Source organism: Streptomyces sp. NPDC052107 (assembly GCF_040680215.1).
GTDB lineage: Bacteria > Actinomycetota > Actinomycetes > Streptomycetales > Streptomycetaceae > Streptomyces.
This window is the reverse complement of sequence record NZ_JBFAWG010000006.1, coordinates 102,541-128,662: the sequence shown is the minus strand read 5'-3', so window position 1 is coordinate 128,662 and position 26,122 is coordinate 102,541. Positions and strand designations below refer to the sequence as shown.

At 71.0% G+C, this 26,122-nt stretch carries 25 protein-coding genes; 6 read left to right on the top strand and 19 right to left on the bottom strand.

What is annotated here, in order from left to right; translation table 11 throughout:
- Window positions 1–12 precede the first annotated feature (12 nt).
- From AB0M27_RS08770 to clpS, 6 genes are all read right to left on the bottom strand, one after another.
- Window positions 13–291 (bottom strand): MoaD/ThiS family protein, encoded by a 279-nt coding sequence (locus AB0M27_RS08770; RefSeq protein WP_055708394.1) that lies wholly within the window; start codon window positions 289–291, stop codon window positions 13–15.
- A gap of 128 nt (window positions 292–419) precedes the next feature.
- The gene (locus AB0M27_RS08765; RefSeq protein WP_365719403.1) at window positions 420–527 is read right to left on the bottom strand and encodes a putative leader peptide; all 108 of its coding nucleotides are present in this window, start codon (window positions 525–527) and stop codon (window positions 420–422) included.
- A gap of 89 nt (window positions 528–616) precedes the next feature.
- The gene (locus AB0M27_RS08760; protein ID WP_365719401.1) at window positions 617–1,039 is read right to left on the bottom strand and encodes a M67 family metallopeptidase; all 423 of its coding nucleotides are present in this window, start codon (window positions 1,037–1,039) and stop codon (window positions 617–619) included.
- Between the two features lie 140 nt (window positions 1,040–1,179).
- The gene (locus AB0M27_RS08755) at window positions 1,180–2,613 is read right to left on the bottom strand and encodes an amino acid permease (RefSeq protein WP_365719399.1); all 1,434 of its coding nucleotides are present in this window, start codon (window positions 2,611–2,613) and stop codon (window positions 1,180–1,182) included.
- A 339-nt stretch (window positions 2,614–2,952) separates the two neighbouring features.
- The gene (locus AB0M27_RS08750) at window positions 2,953–3,558 is read right to left on the bottom strand and encodes a DUF2017 domain-containing protein (protein WP_365719397.1); all 606 of its coding nucleotides are present in this window, start codon (window positions 3,556–3,558) and stop codon (window positions 2,953–2,955) included.
- Between the two features lie 13 nt (window positions 3,559–3,571).
- Complete coding sequence (gene clpS, locus AB0M27_RS08745) at window positions 3,572–3,889, bottom strand: ATP-dependent Clp protease adapter ClpS (RefSeq protein WP_351809912.1); 318 nt, start codon at window positions 3,887–3,889, stop codon at window positions 3,572–3,574.
- 56 nt (window positions 3,890–3,945) lie between these two features.
- Between clpS and AB0M27_RS08740 the strand changes: the two genes are divergently transcribed.
- The gene (locus AB0M27_RS08740; protein WP_365719395.1) at window positions 3,946–5,292 is read left to right on the top strand and encodes a nicotinate phosphoribosyltransferase; all 1,347 of its coding nucleotides are present in this window, start codon (window positions 3,946–3,948) and stop codon (window positions 5,290–5,292) included.
- 96 nt (window positions 5,293–5,388) lie between these two features.
- A complete protein-coding gene (locus AB0M27_RS08735; RefSeq protein ID WP_365719393.1) occupies window positions 5,389–5,982 on the top strand; it encodes a nicotinamidase in 594 nt (197 codons plus the stop codon).
- Between the two features lie 110 nt (window positions 5,983–6,092).
- On the opposite strand, the gene AB0M27_RS08730 is transcribed toward AB0M27_RS08735, so the two are convergent.
- Together AB0M27_RS08730 and AB0M27_RS08725 are read right to left on the bottom strand one after the other, a co-directional pair.
- A complete protein-coding gene (locus AB0M27_RS08730; protein ID WP_365719391.1) occupies window positions 6,093–6,413 on the bottom strand; it encodes a hypothetical protein in 321 nt (106 codons plus the stop codon).
- 121 nt (window positions 6,414–6,534) lie between these two features.
- Window positions 6,535–8,895, bottom strand: coding sequence for an immune inhibitor A domain-containing protein (locus AB0M27_RS08725; protein ID WP_365719389.1), 2,361 nt, complete (start codon window positions 8,893–8,895; stop codon window positions 6,535–6,537).
- Window positions 8,896–9,200: 305 nt separating this feature from the next.
- Between AB0M27_RS08725 and AB0M27_RS08720 the strand changes: the two genes are divergently transcribed.
- Window positions 9,201–9,458: a hypothetical protein gene (locus tag AB0M27_RS08720; RefSeq protein WP_365719387.1), complete on the top strand. Its 258-nt coding sequence runs from the start codon at window positions 9,201–9,203 to the stop codon at window positions 9,456–9,458.
- A gap of 77 nt (window positions 9,459–9,535) precedes the next feature.
- On the opposite strand, the gene AB0M27_RS08715 is transcribed toward AB0M27_RS08720, so the two are convergent.
- Both AB0M27_RS08715 and AB0M27_RS08710 read right to left on the bottom strand, forming a co-directional pair.
- Window positions 9,536–10,318 carry an RDD family protein gene (locus AB0M27_RS08715; protein ID WP_365719385.1) on the bottom strand — a complete coding sequence of 261 codons (783 nt, stop codon included), beginning with the start codon at window positions 10,316–10,318 and terminating at the stop codon, window positions 9,536–9,538.
- A gap of 74 nt (window positions 10,319–10,392) precedes the next feature.
- On the bottom strand, window positions 10,393–12,051 hold the full coding sequence (locus AB0M27_RS08710) for an RDD family protein (protein ID WP_365719383.1): 1,659 nt from the start codon (window positions 12,049–12,051) through the stop codon (window positions 10,393–10,395).
- Between the two features lie 235 nt (window positions 12,052–12,286).
- Here AB0M27_RS08710 and AB0M27_RS08705 point away from each other — a divergent pair, with 235 nt between their 5' ends.
- Window positions 12,287–12,700 carry an SsgA family sporulation/cell division regulator gene (locus AB0M27_RS08705; RefSeq protein WP_365719381.1) on the top strand — a complete coding sequence of 138 codons (414 nt, stop codon included), beginning with the start codon at window positions 12,287–12,289 and terminating at the stop codon, window positions 12,698–12,700.
- Between the two features lie 17 nt (window positions 12,701–12,717).
- On the opposite strand, the gene AB0M27_RS08700 is transcribed toward AB0M27_RS08705, so the two are convergent.
- Window positions 12,718–14,127: an FAD-linked oxidase C-terminal domain-containing protein gene (locus AB0M27_RS08700; RefSeq protein WP_365719379.1), complete on the bottom strand. Its 1,410-nt coding sequence runs from the start codon at window positions 14,125–14,127 to the stop codon at window positions 12,718–12,720.
- Between the two features lie 275 nt (window positions 14,128–14,402).
- Complete coding sequence (gene hppD, locus AB0M27_RS08695; protein WP_365719377.1) at window positions 14,403–15,548, bottom strand: 4-hydroxyphenylpyruvate dioxygenase; 1,146 nt, start codon at window positions 15,546–15,548, stop codon at window positions 14,403–14,405.
- A 122-nt stretch (window positions 15,549–15,670) separates the two neighbouring features.
- Between hppD and AB0M27_RS08690 the strand changes: the two genes are divergently transcribed.
- Entirely contained in the window at window positions 15,671–16,144 is a 474-nt protein-coding gene (locus AB0M27_RS08690) for an Lrp/AsnC family transcriptional regulator (RefSeq protein ID WP_365719375.1), read from the top strand.
- A gap of 3 nt (window positions 16,145–16,147) precedes the next feature.
- Here AB0M27_RS08690 and AB0M27_RS08685 read toward each other — a convergent pair whose 3' ends face one another.
- From AB0M27_RS08685 to AB0M27_RS08675, 3 genes are read right to left on the bottom strand one after another with little or no spacing between them, the layout of a single operon-like run.
- Window positions 16,148–16,939: a S16 family serine protease gene (locus AB0M27_RS08685; RefSeq protein ID WP_365719373.1), complete on the bottom strand. Its 792-nt coding sequence runs from the start codon at window positions 16,937–16,939 to the stop codon at window positions 16,148–16,150.
- A complete protein-coding gene (menC, locus tag AB0M27_RS08680) occupies window positions 16,906–18,081 on the bottom strand; it encodes an o-succinylbenzoate synthase (RefSeq protein WP_365719371.1) in 1,176 nt (391 codons plus the stop codon). The genes AB0M27_RS08685 and menC overlap by 34 nt, the downstream gene beginning before the upstream one ends.
- Window positions 18,078–18,827: a chorismate synthase gene (locus tag AB0M27_RS08675; protein ID WP_365719369.1), complete on the bottom strand. Its 750-nt coding sequence runs from the start codon at window positions 18,825–18,827 to the stop codon at window positions 18,078–18,080. Before AB0M27_RS08675 ends, menC begins: the two co-directional genes overlap by 4 nt.
- Before the next feature lie 101 nt (window positions 18,828–18,928).
- Between AB0M27_RS08675 and AB0M27_RS08670 the strand changes: the two genes are divergently transcribed.
- Entirely contained in the window at window positions 18,929–20,479 is a 1,551-nt protein-coding gene (locus AB0M27_RS08670) for a helix-turn-helix domain-containing protein (RefSeq protein WP_365719367.1), read from the top strand.
- On the opposite strand, the gene dapE is transcribed toward AB0M27_RS08670, so the two are convergent.
- From dapE to AB0M27_RS08650, 4 genes are all read right to left on the bottom strand, one after another.
- On the bottom strand, window positions 20,460–21,515 hold the full coding sequence (gene dapE, locus AB0M27_RS08665) for a succinyl-diaminopimelate desuccinylase (protein WP_365719365.1): 1,056 nt from the start codon (window positions 21,513–21,515) through the stop codon (window positions 20,460–20,462). The genes AB0M27_RS08670 and dapE overlap by 20 nt on opposite strands.
- Window positions 21,512–22,969 (bottom strand): amino acid permease, encoded by a 1,458-nt coding sequence (locus AB0M27_RS08660; RefSeq protein WP_365719682.1) that lies wholly within the window; start codon window positions 22,967–22,969, stop codon window positions 21,512–21,514. The genes dapE and AB0M27_RS08660 overlap by 4 nt, the downstream gene beginning before the upstream one ends.
- Before the next feature lie 217 nt (window positions 22,970–23,186).
- On the bottom strand, window positions 23,187–23,828 hold the full coding sequence (locus AB0M27_RS08655) for a helix-turn-helix domain-containing protein (RefSeq protein WP_365719363.1): 642 nt from the start codon (window positions 23,826–23,828) through the stop codon (window positions 23,187–23,189).
- Window positions 23,829–24,247: 419 nt separating this feature from the next.
- A complete protein-coding gene (locus tag AB0M27_RS08650) occupies window positions 24,248–26,038 on the bottom strand; it encodes a DEAD/DEAH box helicase (protein WP_365719680.1) in 1,791 nt (596 codons plus the stop codon).
- Between the last annotated feature and the right edge of the window lie 84 nt (window positions 26,039–26,122).

Here is a 26,122-nt window from a genome sequence, read left to right as displayed (position 1 = left end):
CTCAGCGACCGATCAGCGCATGCCGCCGGCGACGGCCGGCAGGATCGTCACGGTGTCGCCGTCGGACAGCTTGGTGTCGATGCCGTCGATGAAGCGGACGTCCTCGTCGTTCAGGTACACGTTGACGAAGCGGCGCAGCTTGCCCTCGTCCACGATGCGGGCCTGGATGCCCGCGTGCCGGGTCTCGAGGTCGGCGAAGAGCTCGGCGAGGGTGTTCCCGCTGCCCTCCACCGCCTTCTGGCCGTCCGTGTACGTGCGGAGGATGGTCGGGATGCGGACCTCGATGGCCATGGCTCAGGGCTCCTGTCGGAAGGTGTCGTCGGTTCGGTCAGGCGCGCGGGGCGGCTGGGGATCCCCCCAGGCGTTCAGCACTGGGGGAGCGCCACGGCCTCACGGCCGGACGTCGGCAGCGGGGTGGATCAACAGATGGCGCTGTTCAGCCTGCACAGGTCGACGTGCAGCCGCGCCACGAGCAGCAACGCCCAAAAGGGCTCCTGCGCCTTGTCGCTCACGTCGAGAAGAACCATGGGCTCATCGTATCGATTCCCGGTCCGGGTCCCGGAGTGTGATTCCGTATGCCGGACAGATTTCATCCGCAGTGCGAGATCGGAGGAGCTCAGTAGGCCTCTACGACCTCGACCTCCTCCTCCGTGACCTCGCCGTCCACGATCCGGAAGGAGCGGAACTGGAACTCGCCGAGGCCGTCGGTGTCGGCGGTGGAGACCAGGACGTAGTGGGCGCCGGGTTCGTTGGCGTAGGAGATGTCGGTGCGCGAGGGGTAGGCCTCGGTGGCGGTGTGGGAGTGGTAGATGACCACCGGGTCCTCGTCGCGGTCGTCCAGCTCGCGGTAGAGCTTGAGCAGGTCGCCCGAGTCGAACTCGTAGAAGGTGGGCGACATCGCCGCGTTCAGCATGGGGATGAAGCGCTCGGGGCGGTCCACGCCCGCCGGCCCCGCGACGACGCCGCACGCCTCGTCGGGGTGGTCCTTGCGGGCGTGGGCGACGATCTGGTCGTAGAGGGCCTGGGTGATGGTCAGCATGTCCGTCAGGATAAGCAGAAGGGCCGTTCCGTACCGATGGCTGGTACGGAACGGCCCATATGCCGGACGTCCTGAGCGGCAGCCGCAGCGGGGCACCACGAGAGCCCCGTGTGGCTGGACGTCCCTTCGGGGGATGGTCGTCAGCGCTTGCGGAAGGCCGCGGCCTCCGGGTTGCGGCGCTTGAGCACCCAGTAGGAGACGCCGAGGATCGCGGCCCACAGCGGAGCACAGTAAAGCGAGACCCGGGCGTCCTTGTCGATGCCCATGAGCACGATCACCATCAGGATGAACAGCAGCGCGAACACGGACGTGTACGGCGCGCCCGGCGCGCGGAACTCGCTCCGCGGCAGCAGCCCGCGGTTCGCCTTCGCCCGGTAGCGGATCTGGCAGACCAGGATGACGATCCAGGCCCACATGCCGGAGATGGTCGCGAAGGACACCACGTAGTCGAACGCCTTGCCCGGCCACTGGTAGTTGATCCAGACGCCGACCAGCATCAGCGCGGCGGAGAACGTCGTGCCGACCAGCGGGGTACCGCTGCGCGTCAGCTTGGTGAAGAACTTCGGGCCCTGGCTGTTGAGCGCCAGGTCACGCAGCATGCGGCCGGTGGAGTACATACCGGAGTTGCAGGAGGACAGCGCGGCCGTGAGGACGACGAAGTTCACGATGCCGGCGCCGGCGGCCAGGCCCATCTTCTGGAAGGCGGCCACGAACGGGCTCACACCCGGGTGGAAGTTGGTCCACGGCACGACCGACAGGATCATGATCAGCGCGCCGACGTAGAAGACGGCGATACGCCACGGCACGGTGTTGATCGCCTTGGGCAGCACCGTCTTGGGGTCCTTGGACTCGCCCGCGGTGACACCGACCAGCTCGACGGCGAGGAAGGCGAACATGACCATCTGCAGGGTCATCAGCGTGTTGCCGACACCGTGCGGGAAGAAGCCGCCGTCGTTCCACAGGTGGCTGACGGACGCGGTGTCGCCCGCGTCGGAGAAGCCGATCGTCAGGATGCCGGCGCAGATCAGGATCATGCCGATGATCGCGGTGACCTTGACCATGGAGAACCAGAACTCCAGCTCACCGAAGAGCTTCACGGAGATCAGGTTGGCGCCGTACAGCACGATCGTGAAGATCAGCGCCGAGACCCACTGCGGGATGTCGAACCAGTACGTCATGTAGGCGGCCGCCGCCGTGACCTCGGTGATGCCGGTGACCACCCAGAACAGCCAGTACGTCCAGCCGGTGACGAAGCCCGCGAAGGGGCCGATGAACTCGCGCGCGTACTCCGAGAACGAACCCGACACCGGGCGGTACATCAGCAGCTCGCCGAGTGCCCGCATGATCAGGAAGATGACGAGGCCCGCGACGGCGTAGGCCAGGATGAGACTGGGACCGGCCTTGGAAATGCCCTTGCCCGCGCCGAGGAACAGGCCGGTGCCGATGGCACCGCCGATGGCGATCATCTGGATCTGCCGGGACCCGAGCCCGCGCTGGTATCCCTCGCCGCTCTCGCCGTCGGCCGGCGCGGCGTCCTTGCCGTCGCGATGCTGGTCGACCTGCGCTGAGGTCATGTGTGGTGCGCCTTTCTCCATGCCGATCCGGACCTTTCGTCGGCCTCGGATCGGGTTTCGATCCCCCCGGATTGCTGGAGCTGTTGCCTGGCCGACGGTCGTCGGCTCGGTGGCGCACCCGACCGGACATGGGTGGTGTCGGCCGGGCGGTCGTGAAGATTTATCACGGCCGCAATATTGATCACAGGGGCGCGATGTGGCGTATCGCACAGGGAAAAGGGCACAAAGAGCGCCCGAATGCGGCAAACCAGGCCGCAACGGTGACGGGATCGTTATCCGGATTTGAGCGTCCGCTGAGCGAACACTTGTGCACCGTCCGCGCACCGTAAATGCCCCGGATTACGCCATAAGTGTGTTGACCAGGGTCTCCTGGAGCCCGCCGAGCCACAGATAGGCCATCACCATCGGCTTGCGCGGGTCCTCGTCCGGGAGCCGGTAGAGCAGGTCGGTGTCGTCCTCGTCGATGATCTCCAGCCGGGTGCCGATCGCGAGCCGCAGGTCGTTGAGCGCGCCGAGCCACTGCCGGGACTCCTGCGGCGCGAGCTTCAGCACCGCCCCGCCCTCGTCCACCGGGGCGAGCGCGTCCAGGGCGCGGATCACCGCGAGCGCGTTCTCGCGCTTGCCGGCGCGCAGGTCGTTCTCGGTGTAGCGGCGGAACTCGGCGGAGTGGGCCTGCCGCTCCTCGGCCTCGGCGGGGGAGTCCGGGGCCTGCTCCGGGTCGCTGTAGGCGTCCGGGAAGAGCCTTCTGAGCACCGGATCGGCGGGCGGCTCGCTCGGGCCCTCCGCGAACAGTTCGGCGAGCGGGTCCGCCGGGGCCTCGTCGCCCGGCCCGGGGCCGATGAGCTCCAGAAGCTGGACGGCCAGCGACCGGATGATGGAGATCTCGACGTCGTCGAGCGCGACGGCCGCGCCGCCGCCGGGGAGCGGTTCGAAATGTCCGGGCATGTAAATGGGTTCGCTACTTCCGGTCCTGCTGCAGGGTGGCCCACAGACCGTAGCCGTGCATCGCCTGCACGTCGCGCTCCATCTCCTCGCGAGTCCCGCTGGAGACGACCGCCCGGCCCTTGTGGTGGACGTCGAGCATGAGCTTGGTGGCTTTGTCCTTCGAGTACCCGAAGTACGACTGGAAGACGTACGTCACATAGCTCATGAGGTTGACCGGGTCGTTGTGCACGATCGTGACCCAGGGGACGTCGGGCTCGGGTACGGCGAAGACCTCCTCCGCCGATTCTGTGCGTTCGATCTCTAGGGGCGCGGGTGACGTCACATTGCCCATGCTGCCACGCGGCCGGAAATCGTCACACCGACGAGAAGGGAGTAGGATCGGTTGCCATGAACACAGCGGACCTTGGGCTGCCGGTGGATGTCCCCTCGACGGCGCTCTTCACGGACCAGTACGAGCTGACGATGCTGCAGGCCGCCCTCAAGGCCGGTACGGCCGAACGGCGGAGCGTGTTCGAGGTCTTCACCCGGCGGCTGCCGGACGGGCGCCGTTATGGCGTGGTGGCGGGCACCGGGCGTGTCCTGGACGCGGTGGAGAACTTCCGCTTCGACCCGGATGTCCTGGGCTTCCTGCGCGAGCGGAAGATCGTCGACGAGAACACCCTGAAGTGGCTCGCCGACTACCGCTTCAGCGGGGACATCTGGGGCTACCCCGAGGGCGAGGTCTACTTCCCCGGCTCGCCGATCATGCGCGTGGAGGGCACCTTCGCCGAGTGCGTGCTGCTGGAGACGGTGATCCTCTCCATCCTCAACCACGACTCCGCGATCGCCGCGGCGGCCTCCCGGATGGCCTCGGCCGCCGGGGAGCGCCCGTTGATCGAGATGGGCGCCCGCCGCACCCATGAGCTGGCGGCGGTCGCCGCCGCGCGCGCCGCGTACGTCGGCGGCTTCGCGACCACCTCCGACCTCGCGGCCGGCTTCCGCTACGGCATCCCGACGGTCGGCACCTCGGCCCACGCCTTCACCCTGCTCCACGACCGCGAGCGGGACGCCTTCCAGGCCCAGGTCGCCACCCTCGGCCGGAGCACCACGCTGCTCGTGGACACCTACGACGTCGCCGAGGCCGTCCGTACGGCGGTGGAGGTGGCCGGCCCCGAGCTGGGCGCGGTCCGCATCGACTCCGGCGACCTGCTGCTCGTGGCGCACCGGGTGCGGCAGCAGCTGGACGAGCTGGGAGCGCGGAACACCAAGATCGTCGTGACGTCCGACCTGGACGAGTACGCGATCGCCTCCCTGGCCGCCGCCCCGGTGGACGCGTACGGCGTCGGCACCCAGCTGGTCACCGGCTCCGGGCACCCGACCTGCTCCATGGTCTACAAGCTGGTCGCCCGCGCCGAGTCCGGCGACCCGAAGGCGCCGCTGGTGCCGGTCGCGAAGAAGTCCAGCGGCGGCAAGACCTCCCTCGGGGGCCGCAAGTGGGCGGCGCGCCGGCTGGACGAGGACGGGGTGGCGGAGGCCGAGATCGTGGGCACCGGGACGGTGCCGGCGGAGCTCACCGACCGCCAGCTCCTGGTGGAGCTGATCAAGGGCGGTGCCGTCGTCGCCCGGGAACCCCTGGACGTGCCGCGCGAGCGCCACATCGCCGCGCGCGCGAACCTCCCCCTCTCGGCGACCCAGCTCTCCCGAGGGGAACCCGTCCTTCCGACGGAGTACGTCCAAGGGCGCTCGGGTAGCTAAAGCGGGACCGCCGTCCGCCCCGCCCACGCCCCCTCCCCTACGCGCCCGTAAGTCTCTAGGCTCAGTTACTTAACCCTCAGTCGAAGGACACCCACCATGCGCCGCGCCTTGATCGTCGTAGATGTGCAGAACGACTTCTGCGAGGGGGGCAGCCTCGCGGTGACGGGCGGCGCGGACGTGGCCGCCGCGATCACCGAGCTGATCGGCCAGGCGGCGGGCTCGGGCTACCGCCATGTGGTCGCCACCCGGGACCACCACATCGCGCCCGGCGGCCACTTCGCCGACAACCCCGACTTCGTCCACTCCTGGCCCGCGCACTGTGTCGCGGGCACGGAGGGGGTGGGCTTCCACCCCAACTTCGCCCCCGCCGTCGCCTCCGGCGCGGTCGACGCGGTCTTCTCCAAGGGGGAGTACTCGGCGGCCTACAGCGGCTTCGAGGGCAAGGAGGAGAACGGCACGTCTTTGGCCGACTGGCTCCGCACCCGCCACATCGACGAGGTCGACGTGGTCGGCATAGCCACGGACCACTGCGTACGCGCCACCGCCCTGGACGCCGCGAGGGAGGGCTTCCGCACGCAGGTCCTGCTGGACCTCACGGCGGGGGTGGCTCCGGAGACGACGGAGAGGGCGTTGGAGGAGCTGCGGGAGGCGGGCGTGGAACTCACCGGCAAGCCGGTAGTAAGCGGTTAGAGCAGCCGGCCCAAAGGGGCGCGGGGCTGTATCGATATGCGGCTTCGCCGCGTGGGCGCGACCAGCCGCAACGGACCCGCACCCGACCACGCGCCCCCGCCGTCCCGGACCTACTGCACCACCGCCGACCTGCGAAGCAGCGCCCGGATGGGATGCCACAGCTCGTTCACGATGACACCGTTGTCCGTGGGGGCCGTGCGCCATATCAGGCCGTCCGGGTGGTGCAGCACGGCCGTGATCTCGTCCGGTGTCGGAGGCGCCGTGTTCCCCCGGAGGTAGATCGCGCGGAACCCCAGGTTGCGGAGCCTGGTCAGGGCCCGGGCCCGGTTCTGGGCGTGCACCAGTACCCGCACCCCGGCGGAGCCGTAGGGCAGGTTCAGCGCCACCACGACCGTGCCGTTCGGCAGCTTGCAGAAGCCTCCAGCGGCCATGCGGTCACATCCCCGTTTCGGTCGGTGTCAATAAGCGGTCCACAGGACGCACCTAAACACGATCGGCGGCAACCCGCCAAGGGGTTGCCGCCGATACGCGTCTGACCTGCGAAGATGCGGGCTACTTCACCGCGGGACCGACCTTGAGCAAGATTGTCGAGCCGCCCTTGCCCTCCTTGACGATCGCGATCTTGGTGTTGGTGTCAGTGACCTTCACGCCACCGGTGGGGTTCGCCGGGTCGTAGTAGGTGCTGGTGTGGTCGTTGAAGACCGGCACCCCCTTCGACGCCTTGATCACCGTCGCGACGTCCGCCTTGTGCAGCGTGAAGCCGTCCGTGCCGTACAGGCTGAACGGGGAGTCGTACGCCTGCATGCGGTTGCGCATCAGCGTGCCGTCGGTCCACCTCAGCGCCTTCGGGTGCGAGTCGATCGGCAGGATCAGACCGGTACCCGGGTGGCCGTTGGTGCTGTTGGTGTTGTCGTCCGCCTGGGAGGTGTCCCACTTCCAGATCAACAGGCCGTTCTGGTACGGGTAGTGCTCCACCCAGTCCGGACGGGTCGTCGAGAAGCCGAAGTTGTACGGGCCGGCCTCGAGGGTCTTGTCGTACGACACGTACTGCCGGTTCTCGGCGATGTAGTACTGCTCGTAGTCCTTGGTGAAGGACGCGCCGATCCGCGAGAAGCCGTTCGCGGTCCAACCGGCATCCACGGACTCCGCGTTGTCCGAGAAGACCGCGGCGCCGTCGGCGGTCACGGTGATCGCGTCGGCCGTGAAGCCGTTCTCCGCGACACCGCCGTCGGTGGCGTAACGGAAGCGCAGGCCGATCTTCTCGCCCGCGTAGGCGTCGAGCGAGTACGACAGCTTCTTGTGGCTGAGCGAGAAGCCGGTGAGCGCCGGGTTGCCGCTGCCGTCACGCGGGATGGCCCGGCCGTCCGCCGTGCCGTCCAGCGCGGTCCAGTTGGCGCCGCCGTCGGTCGACACCTCGGCGTACAGGTAGTCGTAGCCGTCCTCGACGGCCCACCAGCCGTCCAGGTCCAGCTTCGCCGAGGACCTGCCGGTCAGGTCCACGGACCGGGTCAGCGTGTTCTTCAGGCCGTTGCCGCTGCCGCTCCACCACTGGGTCGAACCCTCGGCGGGCTGGGTGATCGTGGTGGTGACCGCCTTGTCCGGCAGGGTGACCACGAGGGCCTGCTTGTCCCAGGTGTTGTACTCGGCGACGCCCAGCTTGTGCGTGGACTGCGCACCGGCCTTGGCGGTGTCGTAGTTGAGCCAGCCGAGCTGCAGCTTGTCCCAGGCGTTCATGTCGCCCGGCAGGTCTCCGATGGACTCCTTGCCGGTGCCCAGCCAGGAGCCGGAGGACATCAGGGTCCAGAAACCGGTGGAGTTGTCGCCGCCGGCGGTGTCGTACTCGTCGGGCAGGCCGAGGTCGTGGCCGTACTCGTGGGCGAAGACGCCGAGGCCGCCGTTCTCCGGCTGGATGGTGTAGTCGCCGACCCAGACGCCGGTGTTGCCGACCTGGGCGCCGCCGAGCTTGTTGCCGGCGGGGCCGCTCGCGCCCGCGTCGGTGCCGAAGGCGTACCAGCGGTGGGCCCAGATCGCGTCGGTGCCCTGGGCGCCGCCGCCCGCGGACTCGTCCTCACCGGCGTGCACGATCTGGAAGTGGTCGACGTAGCCGTCGGGCTCGTTGAAGTTGCCGTCGCCGTCGTGGTCGTAGCGGTCCCACTGGTCGTACTGGGCGAGGTCCTTCTTGATGTCGGCGTCGGTCCGGCCGGCCGCCTTCGCTTGCGCGACCCAGGCGTTCAGGCCGTCGCTGACCACGTTCCACACGCTCGGGCAGTTGGTCTGGCCGCAGGCGTTGTTGCCGTAACGGGCCTCGTTGTAGGGGACCTTGACCCAGTCCGTGACCTCACCGGAGACCGAGTAGCGGCCCGAGGACTGCTTCTCGTAGTACTTCTTCAGCGACTCGGTCTTCTTGCCGGTGCCGAAGTAGAGGTCCCGGTAGTGCTTCTGGTCGTAGTCCTTCTGCCACGCCGTGGAGTTGTCCTTCTTGCGGTCCGGCGCGGCGATGGAGTTGTGCAGCGGACCCGCGGTGCCGCCGTACTTGGGGTCGGTCTTGTCCCCGAACTCCACCAGGATCGTGAAGATCTTGTCGGTCTTCTCGCGGCTCAGCTCGACGTACTTCCTCTTGCCCTTGCGGCTCTTGAGCGCCACGACCTTGGAGCCGCCCCGCTCCTGCGCCTTGGCCTTCCCCGATATGAGCTGGTTCAGCGCCTCCCGGCGCCGGGCCTCCTGGGTCTTGCTGAGCGGGCCGTCGAGGTCGTGTGCCCGCTGCCGCACCGGGGCCGGGTCGTGCCGGTTGACGGCCGCCGACCGGGTCTGGGTGCTCGCCTCCGCGACGGCGAAGGTGGCGAACGTCGCGGAGGCCGCCGCGAGGCTCACACCGATCGCGGCCGCTCTGAACGTCCAGGATCTGCTGGTCACTTGAGTTCCTCCCCTGCGCCTGTTCTGCGCATGTCAAGTGACGTCATTTGACTAGAGGTTTAGAAGAAAAAACAGGTCTTGACTTGTTGCGGCCAAATCCACTAGGTGCAGCTGACGTTCGCTTTGCGAACCTGCTCGCGTCCTATGACTCCACCCCATGACTCCGTGCGCCCCCCGTGCACCGGTACCGTGGGTTAGGTCACGCTTACCAGGTGTCCGGCTCGGGCATGCACGCGAAGAGAGTCGAATGGCACGCCCCCGACACCCCGAAGAATCCGCCGAAGACTTCCGAGGACACGATTGCCATGCCTCGTCCGACTGCCGCACAGCTCGTTTACGGTTCGTGCACCGTGATCTTCTCGACGCTCGCCATGCTGCTGCTGTCCCAGACGAGCTCGGGCCTCGGGGTCACCGTCATCGCCCTCGCGGCGCTGGCCCTCGGGCTGCTCGTGGCGATGACGGTGCCGCTGCCGAAGGTCCGTACGACCGAGATACCGGCCGAGACACCGGCCGGATCCGCCGCGCCCGCACCTCAGGAGCAGCCGGTCTCCACGGCCCTGTGAACTGTGCGCACACGCAAGCGGCGGGCCCGTGATCCCACGGACCCGCCGCTTTCGTATGGGCACCCCTACCGCTTGGCTCAACCGGTGCTGACCACCACCGTCTTGGCCGCCTTGTCGTGCAGCCCCTGCTTGTAGGGCTTGTCGAAGTAGCTCCAGCCGCCGCAGATCGCCGTCCAGATGCAGGCACAGCAGAAGGCGAACGGCACCCACAGCACCAGGGCGCGGATCAGGTTGGTCTGCACCGAGGGGGTGGCGCCGTCGTCCAGGTTCGCCACCCGCATGTTGAACCACTTCTTGCCGAGCGTCTGGCCGTACTTGGTCATCATGAACGTGTCGTACGCGACGTACAGCACGGCCGCGATGAAGGACTGGCCCACGGACTTGCCGACCTCGGCGTGATCGCCGTTGACCTGGTACTCGCGCACTCCGAACGCCCAGGTGAGCAGCCAGACGACGATGCCGACGAGGATCATGTCGATGATCCGCGCGAGGGTCCGTCTGCCGCTGTCGGCGAGCGGGGGCATACCGGCGAGCGGGTCGGCGGGATAACCGCCGGCGCCGTAGGGGCCGGTGTCGTAGGGGCCGCCTCCATGGGGTCCGCCGCCGTAGGGAGGGGGCTGTTCTCCGCCGTACGGGGGCGGTGGCTGGTTGCCGTACGGCGGCGGTGGCTCGCCGCTCCCGTACGGGGGTGGCTGACCGCCGCCCGGGGGCTGCCCGCCACCGGGCGGCGGGGGCTGCTCGGCGCCGCCGGACGGAGTGTCGTACGGCGAGCCCGACCCCTGGTCCGACGGGGGCCGCTTCCTGAACGGGTCGTCCTCGGGGGGCTGCTCTCCGGAGCCGGGGGGCGGTTCGCTGCTCATGGCCCGAGTGGACCGCGAACGCCCCGGCTCCGCATCCGGCGGACGGCCGTACGGGGTACGGCCGTGCCCCGCGCTCAGCCCGCGACGAAGGTGTGCGCCGCCTTGTCGTGCCAGCACTGGTGCCAGGGCCGGTCGAACAGGCACCACAGCACGCCCAGGATCCCGATGCCGAGCAGGCCGGGCACGCTGTAGACCAGCCAGCGGCGCAGCGCCGGGCCGAAGGTCGGCGGCTCGTGCGCCTCGATGTCCCGGACCTCCAGACCGAGCAGCTTCTTGCCGAGGGTGCGGCCCCATTTGGCGGTCGGCAGCACCTCGTACCCGACGCCGGCGACCAGCAGGACGGCGAGCACGATGCCGAGGCTGGTGGCGGTCGTGCCGTCGAGCAGCCAGACGGTGACCTCGCGGCCGGAGAGTCTGGCCGCGTCGATCTTCTGCTGGACGTGGTCGACGGCCTTGGTGCCGAGCGGTACGGCGGCGACCGCCGTCACGGCGCCCACGACCACGGTGTCGATCAGCCGGGCGGCGAACCGCTTCCCGAGTCCGGCGGGACGGGCGGCGGCCTGGCGGCGCGCGGCCGCCTGGAACGGGTCCTCCACCGGCGGCTTCCACGGCGCCACCGGCTGCTCGTCCCCGCCACCGGCCAGCTGGTGCACCTGCTGCGCCCAGGACGCCTGACCACCACCGGGCCCGCTGGTCACCGGGGTGACCGGGGCACCGGCCTGCGCCGGCACCGAGGACGCCACGGCCGCCTCGGCGGGCTGTGCGGGCTGGGCCTGCGGTGCCTGCGCGGCGGCGCGGGCGGCGGCGGCCTTGCCGGCACCGAAGCCCGGGCCTGCGGCCGGGGAAGCGGCAGCGGGGTTCGCGGGGGATGCGGCGGAGGGCGGGGTGGGAGCGCCGACGGGCCCCTGCGGCCCGAAGCCACCGGGCGCACCCGCGTCATGGCCGCCCGCGCCCGCCCCGGGCTCACCGGAGGCTGCCGCCGGCGAGCCGGACGCGGGCGCGGCGAAGCCGGGGCCCTGGGCCGCGCCGTGCGGTCCGAAGCCGGAGCCCGCCCCGGCTTCCGCGCCGGAGGTCTGAGAGCCGGACGCGGGCTGCGCGCCCCGCCGGCCCTGCCCGGGTACCGGGCGGAACGTCATCGTGCCGTCGTCCTGGACGGCCGCGGGCCCCGGGACCGGCCGGCGGAAGAGGAAGGTGCCGCCCGGGTTCTGGTCGTCGCCCTCCCCAGGCCCGCCGTCGGGGCGGCCGGCCTGGCCCGCCGGCCGGGCCGGGCCCTCCGCGGGCACCCTCGGGTCGGCACCCCAGGCGGTCCGCCCGTCGCCGGCGCCGTGGCCACCGGCACCGGACTGACCGGCACCCTGGCCGCCCGCGCCTGCCTGCCCCGCCGTGCCCTGTTCGCCGTACCCGGCGTGTCCCGCACCGCTGCGGCCGTCGGCGCCCCAGGCATTGGGCCCGCTCTGGCCGCCCGGCGCCCATGTGCCGGGGCCGTCCTGGCCGGCGGGCGCCGGCTGCGGGTCCTCGTCGAAGAAGTGGGGGCCCGTCTCCTCCACTGCCGAGGGCGCGGCGCGGACACCGGGCGGCGGGACGAGCGGTTCGCCGTCCTTCGGCGCCGGGCGGCTGGTGCCGGGCACCCAGGAGGCGCCGTTCCAGTACCGGACGTATCCGGGGATGGACGGGTCCGGGTAGTAGCCCTCGCGTGGCCTGTCGTCACCTGGGGCCGGGGTTGGGGCGCTCATGTCCGTCGTCCCGTATCTGCTCGGGGGTGGGATGGGGGCCTCCACATCTATCAGACCGCGGCAGCCCGCAGCGCCAGTCCCGCAGGACCCACCCCTTTCCGGGCAATGCCGTACCCCGCTCTCACACGTCCGTGAAAAAAATTTCCCCGAACCCGCGTAATGGCCCGACCCCTGCTCCCTCTCCCCCGGTGCGGGCCCGTTCCGAGCGGCCCCGAACAGAAAGGACACGCAGGTCATGCATCACAACGTGGTGGAGCGGGAGCTGGAGTTGAGGCTCATCCTGTCGCCGGAGCGCGGCATCCCGGTGCCGGCCCGGCTGAGCTACCGCTCCGACGATCCGTACGCCGTCCACATCACCTTCCACATCAACTCCGAGTCCCCGGTCGACTGGACGTTCGCCCGCGAGCTGCTGGTGGAGGGCGTGTTCCGGCCGTGCGGGCAGGGGGACGTGCGGGTGTGGCCGACGAAGGTGCAGGGGCGCAGCGTCGTGCTGATGGCGCTGAGCTCGCCGGACGGGGACGCGCTGCTGGAGGCGCCGGTCCCGCAGGTGTCGGCCTGGCTGGAGCGGACGTTGCGGGCCGTGCCCCCGGGGACGGAGGGTGGGCAGCTGGGCATCGACGACGCGCTCGACCAGCTGCTCGCCCGGTGAGGGGCCGTACCGAGGGCTCAGAGGACCTTGCCCGGGTTGAGGATGTTCAGCGGGTCGAAGGCCTGCTTCACGGCCCGCTGCATCTCGACCCCGACCGGGCCGATCTCCCGGGCCAGCCACTCCTTCTTCAGCACACCGACGCCGTGTTCGCCGGTGATCGTGCCGCCGAGCTCCAGGCCGAGGGCCATGATCTCGTCGAAGGACTCGCGGGCCCGCCGGGACTCGTCCACGTCCTGGGCGTCGAAGCAGACGGTGGGGTGGGTGTTGCCGTCGCCGGCGTGGGCGCAGACGCCGATGGTCAGGCCGTACTTCGCGGCGATCCGCTCGACGCCCTCCAGCATCGCACCGAGCTGCGAGCGGGGTACGCACACGTCGTCGATCATCGTCGTGCCCTTGACCGCCTCCAGCGCGGTCAGCGAGAGCCGCCGGGCCTTGAGCAGCATCTCGGACTCGGCCGCGTCCTCGGCCGGGACCACCTCGGTGGCACCGGCGGCCTCGCACAGCGCGCCGACGGCGGCGAGGTCGGCGGCCGGGTCCGGGGTGTCGAAGGCGGCCAGCAGCAGCGCCTCGGTGGTCTCCGGGAGGCCCATGTGGGCCAGGTCGTTGACCGCCTTGACGGTCGTACGGTCCATCAGTTCGAGGAGGGACGGGACGTGACCGCCCTTCATGATCCGGCAGACGGCGTCGCAGGCGGCGGCCGCGGAGGGGAACTCGGCGGCCAGCACCAACTGCTGCGGCGGCTTGGGCTTCAGCGCGAGCACGGCCCGTACGACGATGCCGAGCGAGCCCTCGGAGCCGACGAAGAGGCGGGTGAGGTCGTAGCCGGCGACGCCCTTCGCGGTGCGGCGGCCGGTGGACATCAGGCGGCCGTCGGCCAGCACCACGTCCAGGCCGAGGACGTACTCGGCCGTGACCCCGTACTTCACGCAGCACAGGCCGCCGGACCCGGTGCCGATGTTGCCGCCGATGGTGCACATCTCCCAGCTGGAGGGGTCCGGCGGGTAGTACAGGCCGTGTTCCTCGACCGCGCGGGACAGGGCCGCGTTGATCACGCCGGGTTCGACCACGGCGATCCGGTCGACGGGGCTGATCTCCAGGATGCGGTCCATCTTGGTGAGGGACAGCACGATGCAGCCGTCGGTGGCGTTGGCGGCGCCGGACAGGCCGCTGCGGGCGCCCTGCGGGACCACCGGGACGCGCAGTTCGGTGGCGGTGCGCATGACGTGCTGGACCTGTTCGACGGTGCGCGGCAGGACGACCACGGCCGGGGTGCCGGCCGGGCAGAAGCTCGCCATGTCGTTGGCGTAGGAGGCGGTGACATCGGGGTCGGTCAGGACGGCCTCGGCGGGCAGGCCGGCCAGGAGCCGGTCGGTGAGGTTGCTCGTTGCCACGGCGTCTTCGGAGCGGGGCGCTTCGATACGGCTCATGATCTTAGGTTCGCACTCACGGCCATCGGTGTGAACCCGTCCGTGCTCCGCTCGGTCCGCCCGGACCGCCTCGTCGTACCGACGCACAGTGAGCGCCATGGACAGCCGGGTGTGCGTGCCGGGTCCGTCCCCGCCCACCGGGCCGCCGGCGCCGCGCCCGGCGGCGGCTGCGCCGGGTGCTGGTGACCGCGCCGGCCTGCGGTGCCGTCGCGGGCGGGGTGCTGCTGCCTGAGGAACGGCCGCACGAGTTCTATACCTAGAGGCCGCCTCTGTGCCTAGAGGTTGCCGCGCTTGGCCTGCTCCCGCTCGATCGCCTCGAACAGGGCCTTGAAGTTGCCCTTGCCGAAGCCCATCGAGCCGTGCCGCTCGATGATCTCGAAGAAGACCGTCGGCTTGTCCTGGACCGGCTTGGTGAAGATCTGCAGCAGGTAGCCGTCCTCGTCGCGGTCGGCGAGGATCTTCAGTTCGCGCAGGGTCTCGATCGGCACCCGCGTGTCACCGACCCACTCGCCGAGGGTGTCGTAGTACGAGTCGGGGGTGTCGAGGAACTCGACGCCGGCCGCGCGCATGGTGCGGACGGTCTGCACGATGTCGTTGGTGTTCAGGGCGATGTGCTGGACGCCGGCGCCGCCGTAGAACTCCAGGTACTCGTCGATCTGGGACTTCTTCTTGGCGATCGCGGGCTCGTTGATCGGGAACTTGACCTTCAGGGTGCCGTCCGCGACGACCTTCGACATCAGCGCGCTGTACTCGGTGGCGATGTCGTCGCCCACGAACTCCTTCATGTTCGTGAAGCCCATGACCTTGTTGTAGAACCCGACCCACTCGTTCATCCTGCCGAGTTCGACGTTGCCGACGCAGTGGTCGATGGCCTGGAAGGTGCGCTGGGCGGGCGGCTCGACCATCGGCTTCGCGGCGACGTAACCGGGCAGGTAGGGGCCGTCGTAGCCGGAGCGGTCGACCAGGGTGTGGCGGGTCTCGCCGTAGGTGGCGATCGCGGCGAGGACGACGGTGCCGTGCTCGTCCTTCACCTCGTACGGCTCGACGACCGAGCGGGCGCCGTGCTCGACGGCGTAGGCGTGCGCGGCGCGGGCGTCCGGGACCTCGATGGCCAGGTCGATGACGCCGTCGCCGTGCTCGGCCACGTGCTGGGCGAGGAAGTGGCCCCAGGCGCTGGTCGGCTTGATCACCGAGGTGAACACGAAGCGGGCGGAGCCGTTCTCGAGCACGTAACTGGCGGTCTCGCGGCTGCCGTTCTCCGGTCCGGAGTAGGCGACCAGCTTCATGCCGAAGGCGGTGGAGTAGTAGTGCGCCGCCTGCTTGGCGTTGCCCACGGCGAAGACGACCGCGTCCATTCCCTTGACCGGGAAGGGGTCGGCCTGCCGGGCGGTGTCGGGAGTGTGGTGAGTGGTCTGCGTCATAGCGGAAGCGTGGACCCGCCCTGCAAGGTGCGCAATAGTTTCCGTGTTCACTGGGCATTCTGTTCAGTGATACGGCCGTGTCGGCGGTCTTTCTGTACAGGATGCCCATCCGTGGAGGTGCCGTGGCGATCGATCATCTGGACGGGCGGATCATCGTGCTCCTCGCCCGGGAGCCGCGCATCGGCGTGCTGGAGATGTCCCGGCGGCTCGGGGTCGCGCGGGGCACGGTGCAGGCACGCCTGGACCGGCTGCAGTCGAACGGGGTCATCCGGGGATTCGGTCCGCAGGTGGATCCGGCGGCCCTCGGCTACCCGGTGACGGCCTTCGCCACGCTGCAGATCCGGCAGGGCCAAGGCCCCGATGTCCGGGCCCACTTGGCGACCGTGCCGGAGGTGCTGGAGCTGCTGACCACCACCGGCAGCGGCGACATGCTGTGCCGTCTGGTGGCCCGCTCCAACGCCGATCTTCAGCGGGTGATCGACCGGGTCGTCGGTTTCGACGGTATCGTCCGCGCCTCCACGGCGATCGTCATGGAGAACCCCGTTCCGCTGCGGATCATCCCGCTGGTGGAACAGGCGGCCGGGGACAGTGCGTGATGCTCAGCAACTCGGCACGGACCCCTTGCCGTTCTCGAGCGCCTCCAGGGAGTCCACGGCGCCCTTCAGCGTGGTGACCGGGATCAGGCGCAGCCCCTTCGGCAGTTCCGCCTTGGCGTCGGTGCACTCGGCCTTGGGGATTAGGAAGATCGTGGCGCCGTCGCGTCGGGCGGCCTGGGTCTTCAGGGCCACCCCGCCGACCGCGCCGACCTTGCCGGAGGCGTCGATCGTGCCCGTACCGGCGATGGTGCGGCCACCCGTGAGGTCGCCGCCGCTGCCGTCGCCGTGCAGCTTGTCGATGATCCCCAGGGTGAACAGCAGGCCCGCGCTGGGCCCGCCCACGTCGGCGAGCTTCAGCGTGACCTCGACCTTGTCGGCGCTCAGCCCCAGGTACTTCAGCGCCGCCTGGGTCGCCGCGTCCTGGGACTGCTTCATCTGCGCCTCGTTGTGCTGCTCGATCTCCTTGACGTTCTCGCCGCTCGGGTAGACCGCGTCGCGGGGCATCACGGCCCGGTCGGTGCGAAACCAGTTGCCGATCACGTCACCGAGGGTCACCGTGGCGTCCGGACCGGTCGCCTCGATCGTGACCATCCGCAGCTGCCCGCTGGTCCGCCGGACCGGCGCGCCGGAGACCGTGATCACCTGGCTGCCCTTGTTCTCGCCGAGCACGTTCGCCGTCAACCCGGGCTGAGCCACCGAGAACGGCAGCGGCGCGAACGCCGCCGTGGCCAGCAGGGCCGCGACGGGCACGGCGCAGACGGCTACGGCCTGGGAACGCGTGAGACGTGAGAGCACGGGATCAATCTAACGTGACCACCAGCTGTGCCTTGTGCCGCGTACAGGTCTCGTCGGCCCCGGGTGAAGCGGCGCAGGGCCTCCGGAAGGGGCTCGATGCCGATTCCGGGAGCGGTCGGGACCGGCAGGTGGCCGTCCTGGAGTACGAAGGGCTCGGTGATGTCCTCGGCGAAGTAGCGGGAGGACGCGGAGGTGTCCCCGGGGAGCGTGCAGCCGGGGAGGGCGGCCAGGGCGAGGTTGGGGGCGCGTCCGATGCCCGTCTCCAGCATGCCGCCGCACCACACCGGGACTCCGTGCGCGTGCGCCACGTCGTGGACCCGGCGGGCCTCCAGGTAGCCGCCGACGCGGGCGGGCTTGACGTTCACCACCCGGCAGGCGTCCATCGCGATCGCGGCGGCGGTGTCGGAGGCGTGGTGCAGGGACTCGTCCAGGCAGACGGGGGTGCGCAGGCGCTGCTGCAGCTGGGCGTGGGCGTGCAGGTTGTTCTCCTGCAGCGGCTCCTCGATCAGCAGCAGCCCGAACTCGTCCAGGCGCCGCAGCTGCTCGGCGTCCGCCAGGGTGTACGCGGTGTTGGCGTCCACCTGGAGGGGCAGCGCCTCGCCGAAGCGGTCGCGGACCGCCCGCACCGGCTCCACGTCCCAGCCCGGCTCGATCTTCAGCTTGATACGGACGTATCCCTCGGCGAGGTAGCGCTCGACCTCGTCCAGCAGCTCCGGCACCGAGTCCTTGATGCCGACCGACACCCCGGCCGGCACCCGGTCCCGTACCGCGCCGAGATACACGGCCAGCGGCATGCCGTACGTGCGCAGCTCGGCGTCCAGCAGAGCCGTCTCCAGGGCGGCCTTCGCCAGCTCGTGGCCCTTGATCTTCGCCATGGCCGGGGCGAGGGCGGCGGCCGTGACCTCCCCCAGCGCCGCCACGCGCGGGATCAGGAAGTCGCGCAGCACGATCTCGGCGCCGGCGACGAACTCCGAGCAGTACAGCGGCTCGGGGTCGGCGGCGAACTCCGACCAGCCCTCGGCGGAGTCGGTGACGACGTGGAGGAGGAAGGTGTCCTTCGTCGTCATCGTCCCGAAGGACGTACGGAAGGGTGTGACCAGCGGGATCGCCACGTGCACGATCTCGACGCGCTCCAGTTTCACGCGGCCTCCTCCGTCCGGGTCAGCGTGTACCAGCCGTCGCGGGACATCCCGGTGGCCCGGAACCCCTCCACGAACGCTGTCAGCAGCACCTCGCGGACCGCGTGCCGCCAGCGCAGCGCCAGCGCCGGGTCGGCGGCGCGCAGCTTGACGACGTCCTGCGGCACCCGGCACCAGATGTGCCGCTCGTCGCGGCGGGCGAGGGGGTCGCCGTCGGGGGCGGTGACGGTGACCGGTCCACGGGGTTCGACGTCGTACGACACCGGTGGCGCGCCCAGGTCCCAGGTCACCGTCAGCCGGTCGCTCTCGTCGCCGTCGTTCACGCCGTCGGTCATCGGGCCGTAGAAGTCGACCAGGTACTCCGTGCCGGTGGCGCCCAGCTTGACCAGGTTGAAGCGGGCGTTGCGGCCGACCAGCGGGTCGAAGGTCCAGCGCATGGTGCGGGCGCCCACGGCGAGGGCCCAGTCGCGCTGGGCCAGCTTCACGGCGTGTCCGAGCCCCCGGTCGGCGGCGGCCACCAGCGAGTACGTGCCGCGGTCGGCGCCGAGGACGGCGACGGACGCGCCGGCGAGCCGCCGCCCGTCGTACGCGGCGTGCACCGCGCCGCCGGCGTGCACCAGACTGTGCAGGACCTCGGCCGGGTAGGGCGGGGCGGTGCGGGGCGTCTGCCAGACGTCGCTGAAGTGGTCGGCCACGGCCGCGATGGAGGCGACGTCGTGGACGGTACGGATGCTGACTCCTGCTGTCATGGCACGAGTCTCGGAGGAGCCGGCTCGGTGTGTGTTGTGTGAGCGGCCAACACACGCGTACGTTCGTTGCACCATCCGCCAACAGCCCGCTGGGGACCCTCATGGACGCCTGCACCCTCGGTGACCTCCTTGATGTCGTCGGCGGCCCCGCCCTGCGCCTGCACACGGCCCCCGCCGGGCAGGCCGTCCCGGTGACCGAGGCGGTGCTCCACGACGGCCGCACCCCGCTCCCCCGGCAGCCCGGCGCACTCCTGCTCGCGGTCGGTGTCCCGGCGGCGGAGTCCGGGCCGCTGCTGCGGGCGGCGGCGGAAGCCGGGCTGACCGGGGTGGTGGTGCGCGGCGCGGACGGCCCGGTCGCTGCGGCGGAGGAGCACGGCGTGGCCCTGCTGTCGGTCGCCGAGGACGCCGCCTGGCACCACGTCCATCTGCTGCTGGCCTCGGCCATCGCCGCCCGGCCCGCCGCCGCCTCCGACAGCGGGCTCGGCGACCTGTTCGCGCTGGCCGACGCGATCGCGACGGCGACCGGCGGGGCCACGGCCGTCGAGGACCCCCGGCAGCGGATCCTCGCCTACTCCACCGTCCCCGGGCAGCCGGTGGACGAGGACCGCCGGCAGGGCATCCTCGGCCGGCAGGTTCCGGCCAGCGCGGAGAACACCGAGCAGTACCGCCGGCTGTTCGCCGCCGACCGCCCGCTGAGGCTGCCCCCGCTGTCCGACGGCGACCTGCCCCGCCTGGCGATGCCCGTACGGGCCGGCGGGGAGACGCTCGGCTCGGTGTGGGTGATCGACGGCGGCTCGCTCGCCCCGGACGCCGAGGACACCCTCGCCCAGGGCGCCTCCACGGCCGCCCTGCTCCTGCTGCGGTCGCGCGCGGCCCGGGAACTGGCCCGGCACCGGGGCAGCGAGCTGCTGCGCCGCCTGCTGGACGGCACGGCGGCGGATGCGGCGACGGCCGCCGGGCGCCTGGGCCTGGCCGGTCCCGCCCGGGTGGCGGCCTTCGTGCTGGACTCCGCCGCCGGCGTCCCGGACACCGAGCGCACCGCGCTGCGCCTGCTGGACGTCGTACGGCTGCAGTGCGAGGCGCGCTACGGGCGGCACGCGGGCGTGCTGGTGGACGGGGTGGTGTACGCGGTGCTGCCCGGCTCCGGCGAGCGGCACAGGAAGCTGGCCGAGGACATCGTGGCGCGGGCCGGGCTGGCGCTGCGGGTGCCGGTGCGGGCGGCGCTCGGCGAGGTGGTGCCGGACGGTGCAGGGCTGGCGGACTCCCGGGCGGACGCCGACCTGGTGCTGCGGGTGCTGGACGCCGAGCTGCCGGTGGCCTGCGTGGACGAGGTGCGGGCCCGCGTCACCCTGCTGCGACTGGCCGAAGTGATGGGCGAGCGGCGGGAGTTGAGCGCGGGCGCCTGGCGCCGGGTGCTGGCGTACGACGCCGCGCACGGCACGGAGTACGCCCGCACGCTGGTCTGCTGGTTCGACGCGGGCTGCGACATGGCCGGCGCGGCGAAGCTCCTCGCCGTGCACCCCAACACCTGCCGCTACCGCCTCCGGCAGCTCCAGCAGCACGCCGGGGTCGACCTGGACCAGCCCGACGAACGGCTGGTGCTCTGGCTCCAGTTGCGGGCGCTGGCGGGCCTCAGGCCAGCCACGCCCTGAGCCGCTCCTCACATGTGCGCAGATGCGCCACGGGCACGTACTCCTCCGCCGTGTGGGCGAGGGAGGGGTCCCCGGGGCCGTAGTTGAGCGCGGGCACGTCCAGCGCGGCGAACCGGGCGACGTCCGTCCAGCCCAGCTTGGGCCGAGGCTCGGCACCGAGCGCGGCGACGAGCCCGCCGACCCGGTCCAGATGCGGCAGGGCACCGCCGACGACCTCGGTGACGCGCACCTCGTACTCCGGGAAGAGCGCGCGCACGTACGCCTCGGCCTCCTCCGGTGAGCGGCTGGGCGCAAAGCGGCAGTTGACGGTGACGACACACTCGTCGGGTACGACGTTCCCGGCGACCCCGGCCCGTACGGCGACGGCGCTGAGCCCTTCCCGGTACTCCAGCCCGTCGACGAGGACCCGCTCGGGCCGGTGCGCGTCGAGCCGTTGCAGGACCGGGCCGGCCTTGTGGGCGGCGTTGACCCCCTGCCAGGCGCGGGCGGTGTGGGCGCGGGCGCCCTTGACCACGATGTCGGCGGTGAGGATGCCCTGGCAGCCGGCCTCCACGCCCGCGTCGGAGGGTTCCATGAGGATGGCGAGTGAGGCGTCGGCCAGCAGGGCCGGCCGCTCGGCCCCGATCCGGGCGAGCCCGTTCCGGTCCCCTTCCACCTCCTCGCACTCGTAGAAGACGTACGTGACGTCGCGGACCGGTTCCAAAACGGTGGCGGCCAGCCGTAGAGCCACGGCCACGCCGCCCTTCATGTCGCAGGAGCCGAGCCCGTGCACGCGCTCGCCGGCGAGCCGGGAGGGCAGGTTCCCGGCGGCCGGGACGGTGTCCAAGTGACCGGCGATCAGCGCGCGTTCGCCGCGTCCGAGGCGGGTGCGGGCGACGAGGGAGTTGCCGACCCGGTCGACGGTGAGATGGGGCAGGGCGCGCAGGGCGGTGTGCACGGCGTCGGCGATCTGTGCCTCCTGCCCGCTCTCGGAGGGCAGGTCGACGAGGGCACGGGTGAGGGTGACGACGTCGGCGGTGATGTCGAGGCGGGTCATGCGGAGTCTTCCCCGAGGGCCGGATCGAGATCGAGCTTGGAGTGCCGGATGCCGTAGAGGCCGTAGATGACGAGCCCGGCCGCCATCCAGGCCCCGAAGGCGATCCAGGTGTCGGTGCCCAGGCTGCCCAGCATGTAGACGCAGAAGCCGACGCCGAGCAGGGGCGTGACGGGCGAGAACGGCACCCGGAAGGAGCGCGGGGTGTCGGGGTTGCGTCGGCGCAGCAGTACCACCGCCACGTTGACCAGCATGAACGCGAAGAGCGTGCCGATGCTGGTGGCGTCGGCGAGGCTGCCGAGCGGGACGAGGGCGGCGAGCACGGCGATGAACGACGACACGATCACGGTGTTGGCGCGCGGCACACCGGTGCGCGGGTGCACCTTGGCGAACAGGGGCGGCACGAGCCCGTCCCGGGCCATGGCGAAGAGGATGCGGATCTGCCCGTACTGCACGGTGAGCACCACGCTGGTGGTGGCGACGACCGCACCGACGGACAGCAGGATCGGCCACAGGTTCCCGCCGCCGACGGACCGTACGAGCACCTCGCTGAGCGTGGCCTCGGTCCCCGCGAACCGCTGCCACGGCATGGCACCGAGTGCGGCGACGGCGACGAGCACGTACAGGGCGGTGACGAGGAGGAGGGACAGGATGATGGCGCGCGGCAGGTCCTTTTGCGGGTTGCGTGCCTCTTCACCTGCGGTGGAGGCGGCGTCGAACCCGATGTAGGAGAAGAAGAGCGAGGCGGCTCCGGCGCTCATGCCGGCGGCACCGAGCGGGAAGAGGGGGTGGAAGTTCCCGGCGCGGAAGGCGGTGAAGGCGACCGCGCAGAACAGCACGAGGGCGGCGATCTTGACGCCGACCATGACGGTGTTGGCGACGGCGCTCTCCTTGGCCCCGCGCAGCAGGACGACCATGGCGAGTACGACGATGAGGGCGGCGGGGATGTTGAGGGTGCCGCCGGCCCCAGGGGGCGCACTGAGCGAGTCGGGCAGCGTGACGCCGAAGGTGAGCTGGAGCAACTCGTTGACGTACTGCCCCCAGCCCACGGCGACGGCGGCGACCGACACCCCGTACTCCAGGATCAGACACCAGCCGCACACCCAGGCGACCAGCTCGCCGAGGGTGGCGTAGGCGTAGCTGTAGGAGGATCCCGAGCCGGGGATCATGCCGGCCAGCTCCGCGTACGACAGCGCCGAGAACAGGGCGGTGACGCCGGCGACGACGAAGGAGACGACGATGGCGGGCCCCGCCTCCGGCACGGCCTGCCCCAGCACCACGAAGATCCCTGTGCCGAGGGTGGCGCCCACGCTGAGCAGCGTCAGCTGGGCCACGCCCATGCTCCGCCTGAGCGGGCTGCCGGCGGCCTCCCCTACGAGCCGTTGCACCGGCTGGCGCCGGGTGAGCCGACGTGTGCTGCCTGCTTCTCGTGCCGTGGCCTCCGGCCGTGTACCCACTGTGTCCACCGCGCTGTTCCCTCCGCCTCCGGGGTGTATGGCCCTTGATGATGCGGAGGGGGTGGCGTGGTGGGGTGTGCGCATCGGCCAAAGGTGCGCGTGGGTGATTGGCCGGATGGGCAAAGGGGTGGTGTGGGCTGTGTGCCGGGTGCGGGTGCGTGGTGGGCTCGCGCACTTGCCCGCGCCCCTGAGGGCGGCTTCAGCACAGGCCGGCTGATCAGCGCAGGGCCTCGGCGACTTCCTTCGCCGCCTCCACCACCCTCGGTCCCACTCGCTCCGGTACGGAGTCCGACAGCATGACGACGCCCACGCTGCCCTCGACGCCCGTGACGCCCACCAAAGGCGCCGCCGCCCCACTCGCCCCGGCCTCCAGTTCGCCGTGGGTGAGGGTGTACCCGGGGTCCGTGGACGGCGACTGCCGTGCGGCCAGGATCGCCCTGCCGGCCGCACCCCGGTCCAGCGGATGCCGGAACCCGGCGCGATACGCCACGTGATAGTCGGTCCACGTGGGTTCGACCACGGCGACGGCCAGCGCCTCCGTCCCGTCCACCAGCGTCAGATGCGCCGTGGCCCCGATGTCCTCGGCGAGCGCCCGCAGCGCGGGCAACGCGGCCTCCCGCACCAGCGGATGCACCTGCCGGCCGAGCCGCAGCACCCCGAGCCCGACCCGGGCTCGCCCGCCCAAGTCCCGCCGTACGAGCGCGTGTTGTTCGAGCGTGGCGAGCAATCGGTACACCACCGTACGGTTCACGCCCAGCTTCGTGGACAGCTCCGTGACGGTCAGCCCGTGGTCGGTGTCGGCGAGCAGCTTGAGGACACGCAGTCCCCGGTCGAGCGTCTGGGAGGTCTCCGCGGTCACGACGCCCACTCCTTCGGCGGTGAGGTCGGCGGACCCCTGAGCGGCGGATGCGTCGCCGAGTCCCGTCGGCGACGCGCTTCAGAGGCCGCCGATCGGCAGGATGGCCCGGCGGCTCCGGGCATGTCGCTTCACGGCTGCGCTCCGCGGCGGCGCTGCCACGGGGCGTGTGCGTAGCGGGACAGTAGCGAAGCAGGTTCGCTGAGCGGAAGTCTCCGTCCAGAATCCGGGCAAGACCAGATCCGGCCTGCCTGAATTCGTCCGGATACGCACACGCCCCAGGAACTGACACGCGCCAATCCCTGGGGGTCCGGGGCGGAGCCCCGCGTCGGTCACCTCATGACCAGTCGGCCACCTCATGACCAAGAGCGAGCGAAACGGGTGGGCGGGGTGGGCGGAAGGACCGCCAACCCGGCGGAGCGTCACCTCATCCGCGTAGCCCACTCCTGCACCTTGGCGATCCGCTGCCGCAGCTGCCCCGCCGTGGCCTCCGCGCTGGGCGGCCCGCCGCAGACCCGGCGCAGCTCGGTGTGGATCACCCCGTGCGGCTTGCCGCTCTGGTGGACGTACGCGCTGACCATCGTGTTGAGCTGCTTGCGCAGCTCCATCATCTCCTTGTGCGTGACCACCGGCCGCCGCTCGGCCGGCAGCTCCAGCAGGTCGGCCTCGCTGTCCGGCTTCTTGCGGCTGTGCGCGATCTGCCGGGCCTGCCGCTTCTGCAGCAGCAGCTGCACCTGCTCGGGCTCCAACAGGCCCGGAATGCCGAGGTAGTCCTGCTCCTCCTCGCTCCCCGGGTGCGCCTGCATGCCGAACTCGGCGCCGTCGTACAGCACCCGGTCGAAGACGGCGTCGGACTCCAGCGCCTCGAAGGGCAGCATGTCCTGCTCGCCGGTGTCCTCGTCCTGCTGCTTGTTCGCCTCCTCCATCTCCTTCTCGGATTCGGCGTACGGGTCCTCCTCACCCTCCTTCTTCGGCTTGTCGAGGGCGTGGTCCCGTTCCTTCTCCATCTCGTTGGCGAAGGTGAGCAGGTCGGGCACGGTCGGCAGGAACACGGACGCGGTCTCGCCGCGCCGCCGGGACCGTACGAAACGCCCGACGGCCTGCGCGAAGAACAGCGGGGTCGAGATCGTCGTCGCGTACACGCCGACCGCCAGCCGGGGCACGTCGACGCCCTCGGACACCATGCGCACCGCGACCATCCACCGGTCGTTGCTGTCGCTGAACTCGTCGATCCTCTTCGAGGCGCCGGCGTCGTCGGACAGGACGAGGGTGGCCTTCGTACCGGTGATCTCGCGGATCAGCTTGGCGTAGGCACGGGCGGAGTCCTGGTCGGAGGCGATGACGAGGGCACCGGCGTCCGGGATGGCCTTGCGGACCTCGGTCAGCCGCTGGTCGGCGGCGCGCAGCACGCTGGGCATCCAGTCACCGCGCGGATCGAGCGCCGTACGCCAGGCCTGGCTGATCGCGTCCTTGGTCATCGGCTCGCCGAGCCGGGCGGCGACCTCGTCACCGGCCTTGGTGCGCCAGCGCATGTTGCCGCTGTAGGAGAGGAAGATGACCGGCCGGACGACGCCGTCCGAGAGCGCGGACCCGTACCCGTAGGTGTAGTCGGCGGCGGACCGCCGGATGCCGGCGTTGTCCTCCTCGTACGTAACAAAAGGGATGGGGTTGGTGTCGGACCGGAAGGGCGTACCGGTCAGGGCGAGCCGGCGCGTGGCGGGCTCGAACGCCTCCAGGCAGGCCTCGCCCCAGGACTTGGAGTCACCGGCGTGGTGGATCTCGTCCAGGATCACCAGGGTCTTGCGCTGCTCCACCCGGTTGCGGTGCAGCATGGGCCGCACGCCGACGCCGGCGTAGGTGACCGCGACGCCGTCGTACTCCCGGCCCAGGGGCCCCGCGCTGTACTCGGGATCGAGCTTGATCCCTATCCGTCCGGCCGCCTCGGCCCACTGCTTCTTCAGGTGCTCGGTCGGCGCGACCACGGTCACCTGCTGCACGACGTGGTGGTGCAGCAGCCAGGAGGCCAGCGTCAGCGCGAAGGTCGTCTTGCCGGCGCCGGGCGTGGCGACGGCGAGGAAGTCACGCGGCTGCTCCTGGATGTACTTCTCCATCGCTCCCTGCTGCCAGGCACGCAGCTTGCTGGCGGTACCCCAGGGCGCGCGACCCGGGAAGGCGGGCGACAGGTGGTGGGAGTGAGCGGAGGAAGCGGACATGGGGGCGGGCCCGGAGGGCCCTCCGTTGAGGGTGGTGGCGGGTGACGGGCGGGCGGTAGTCACGGTCTCCGTTTTTTGGGGCTG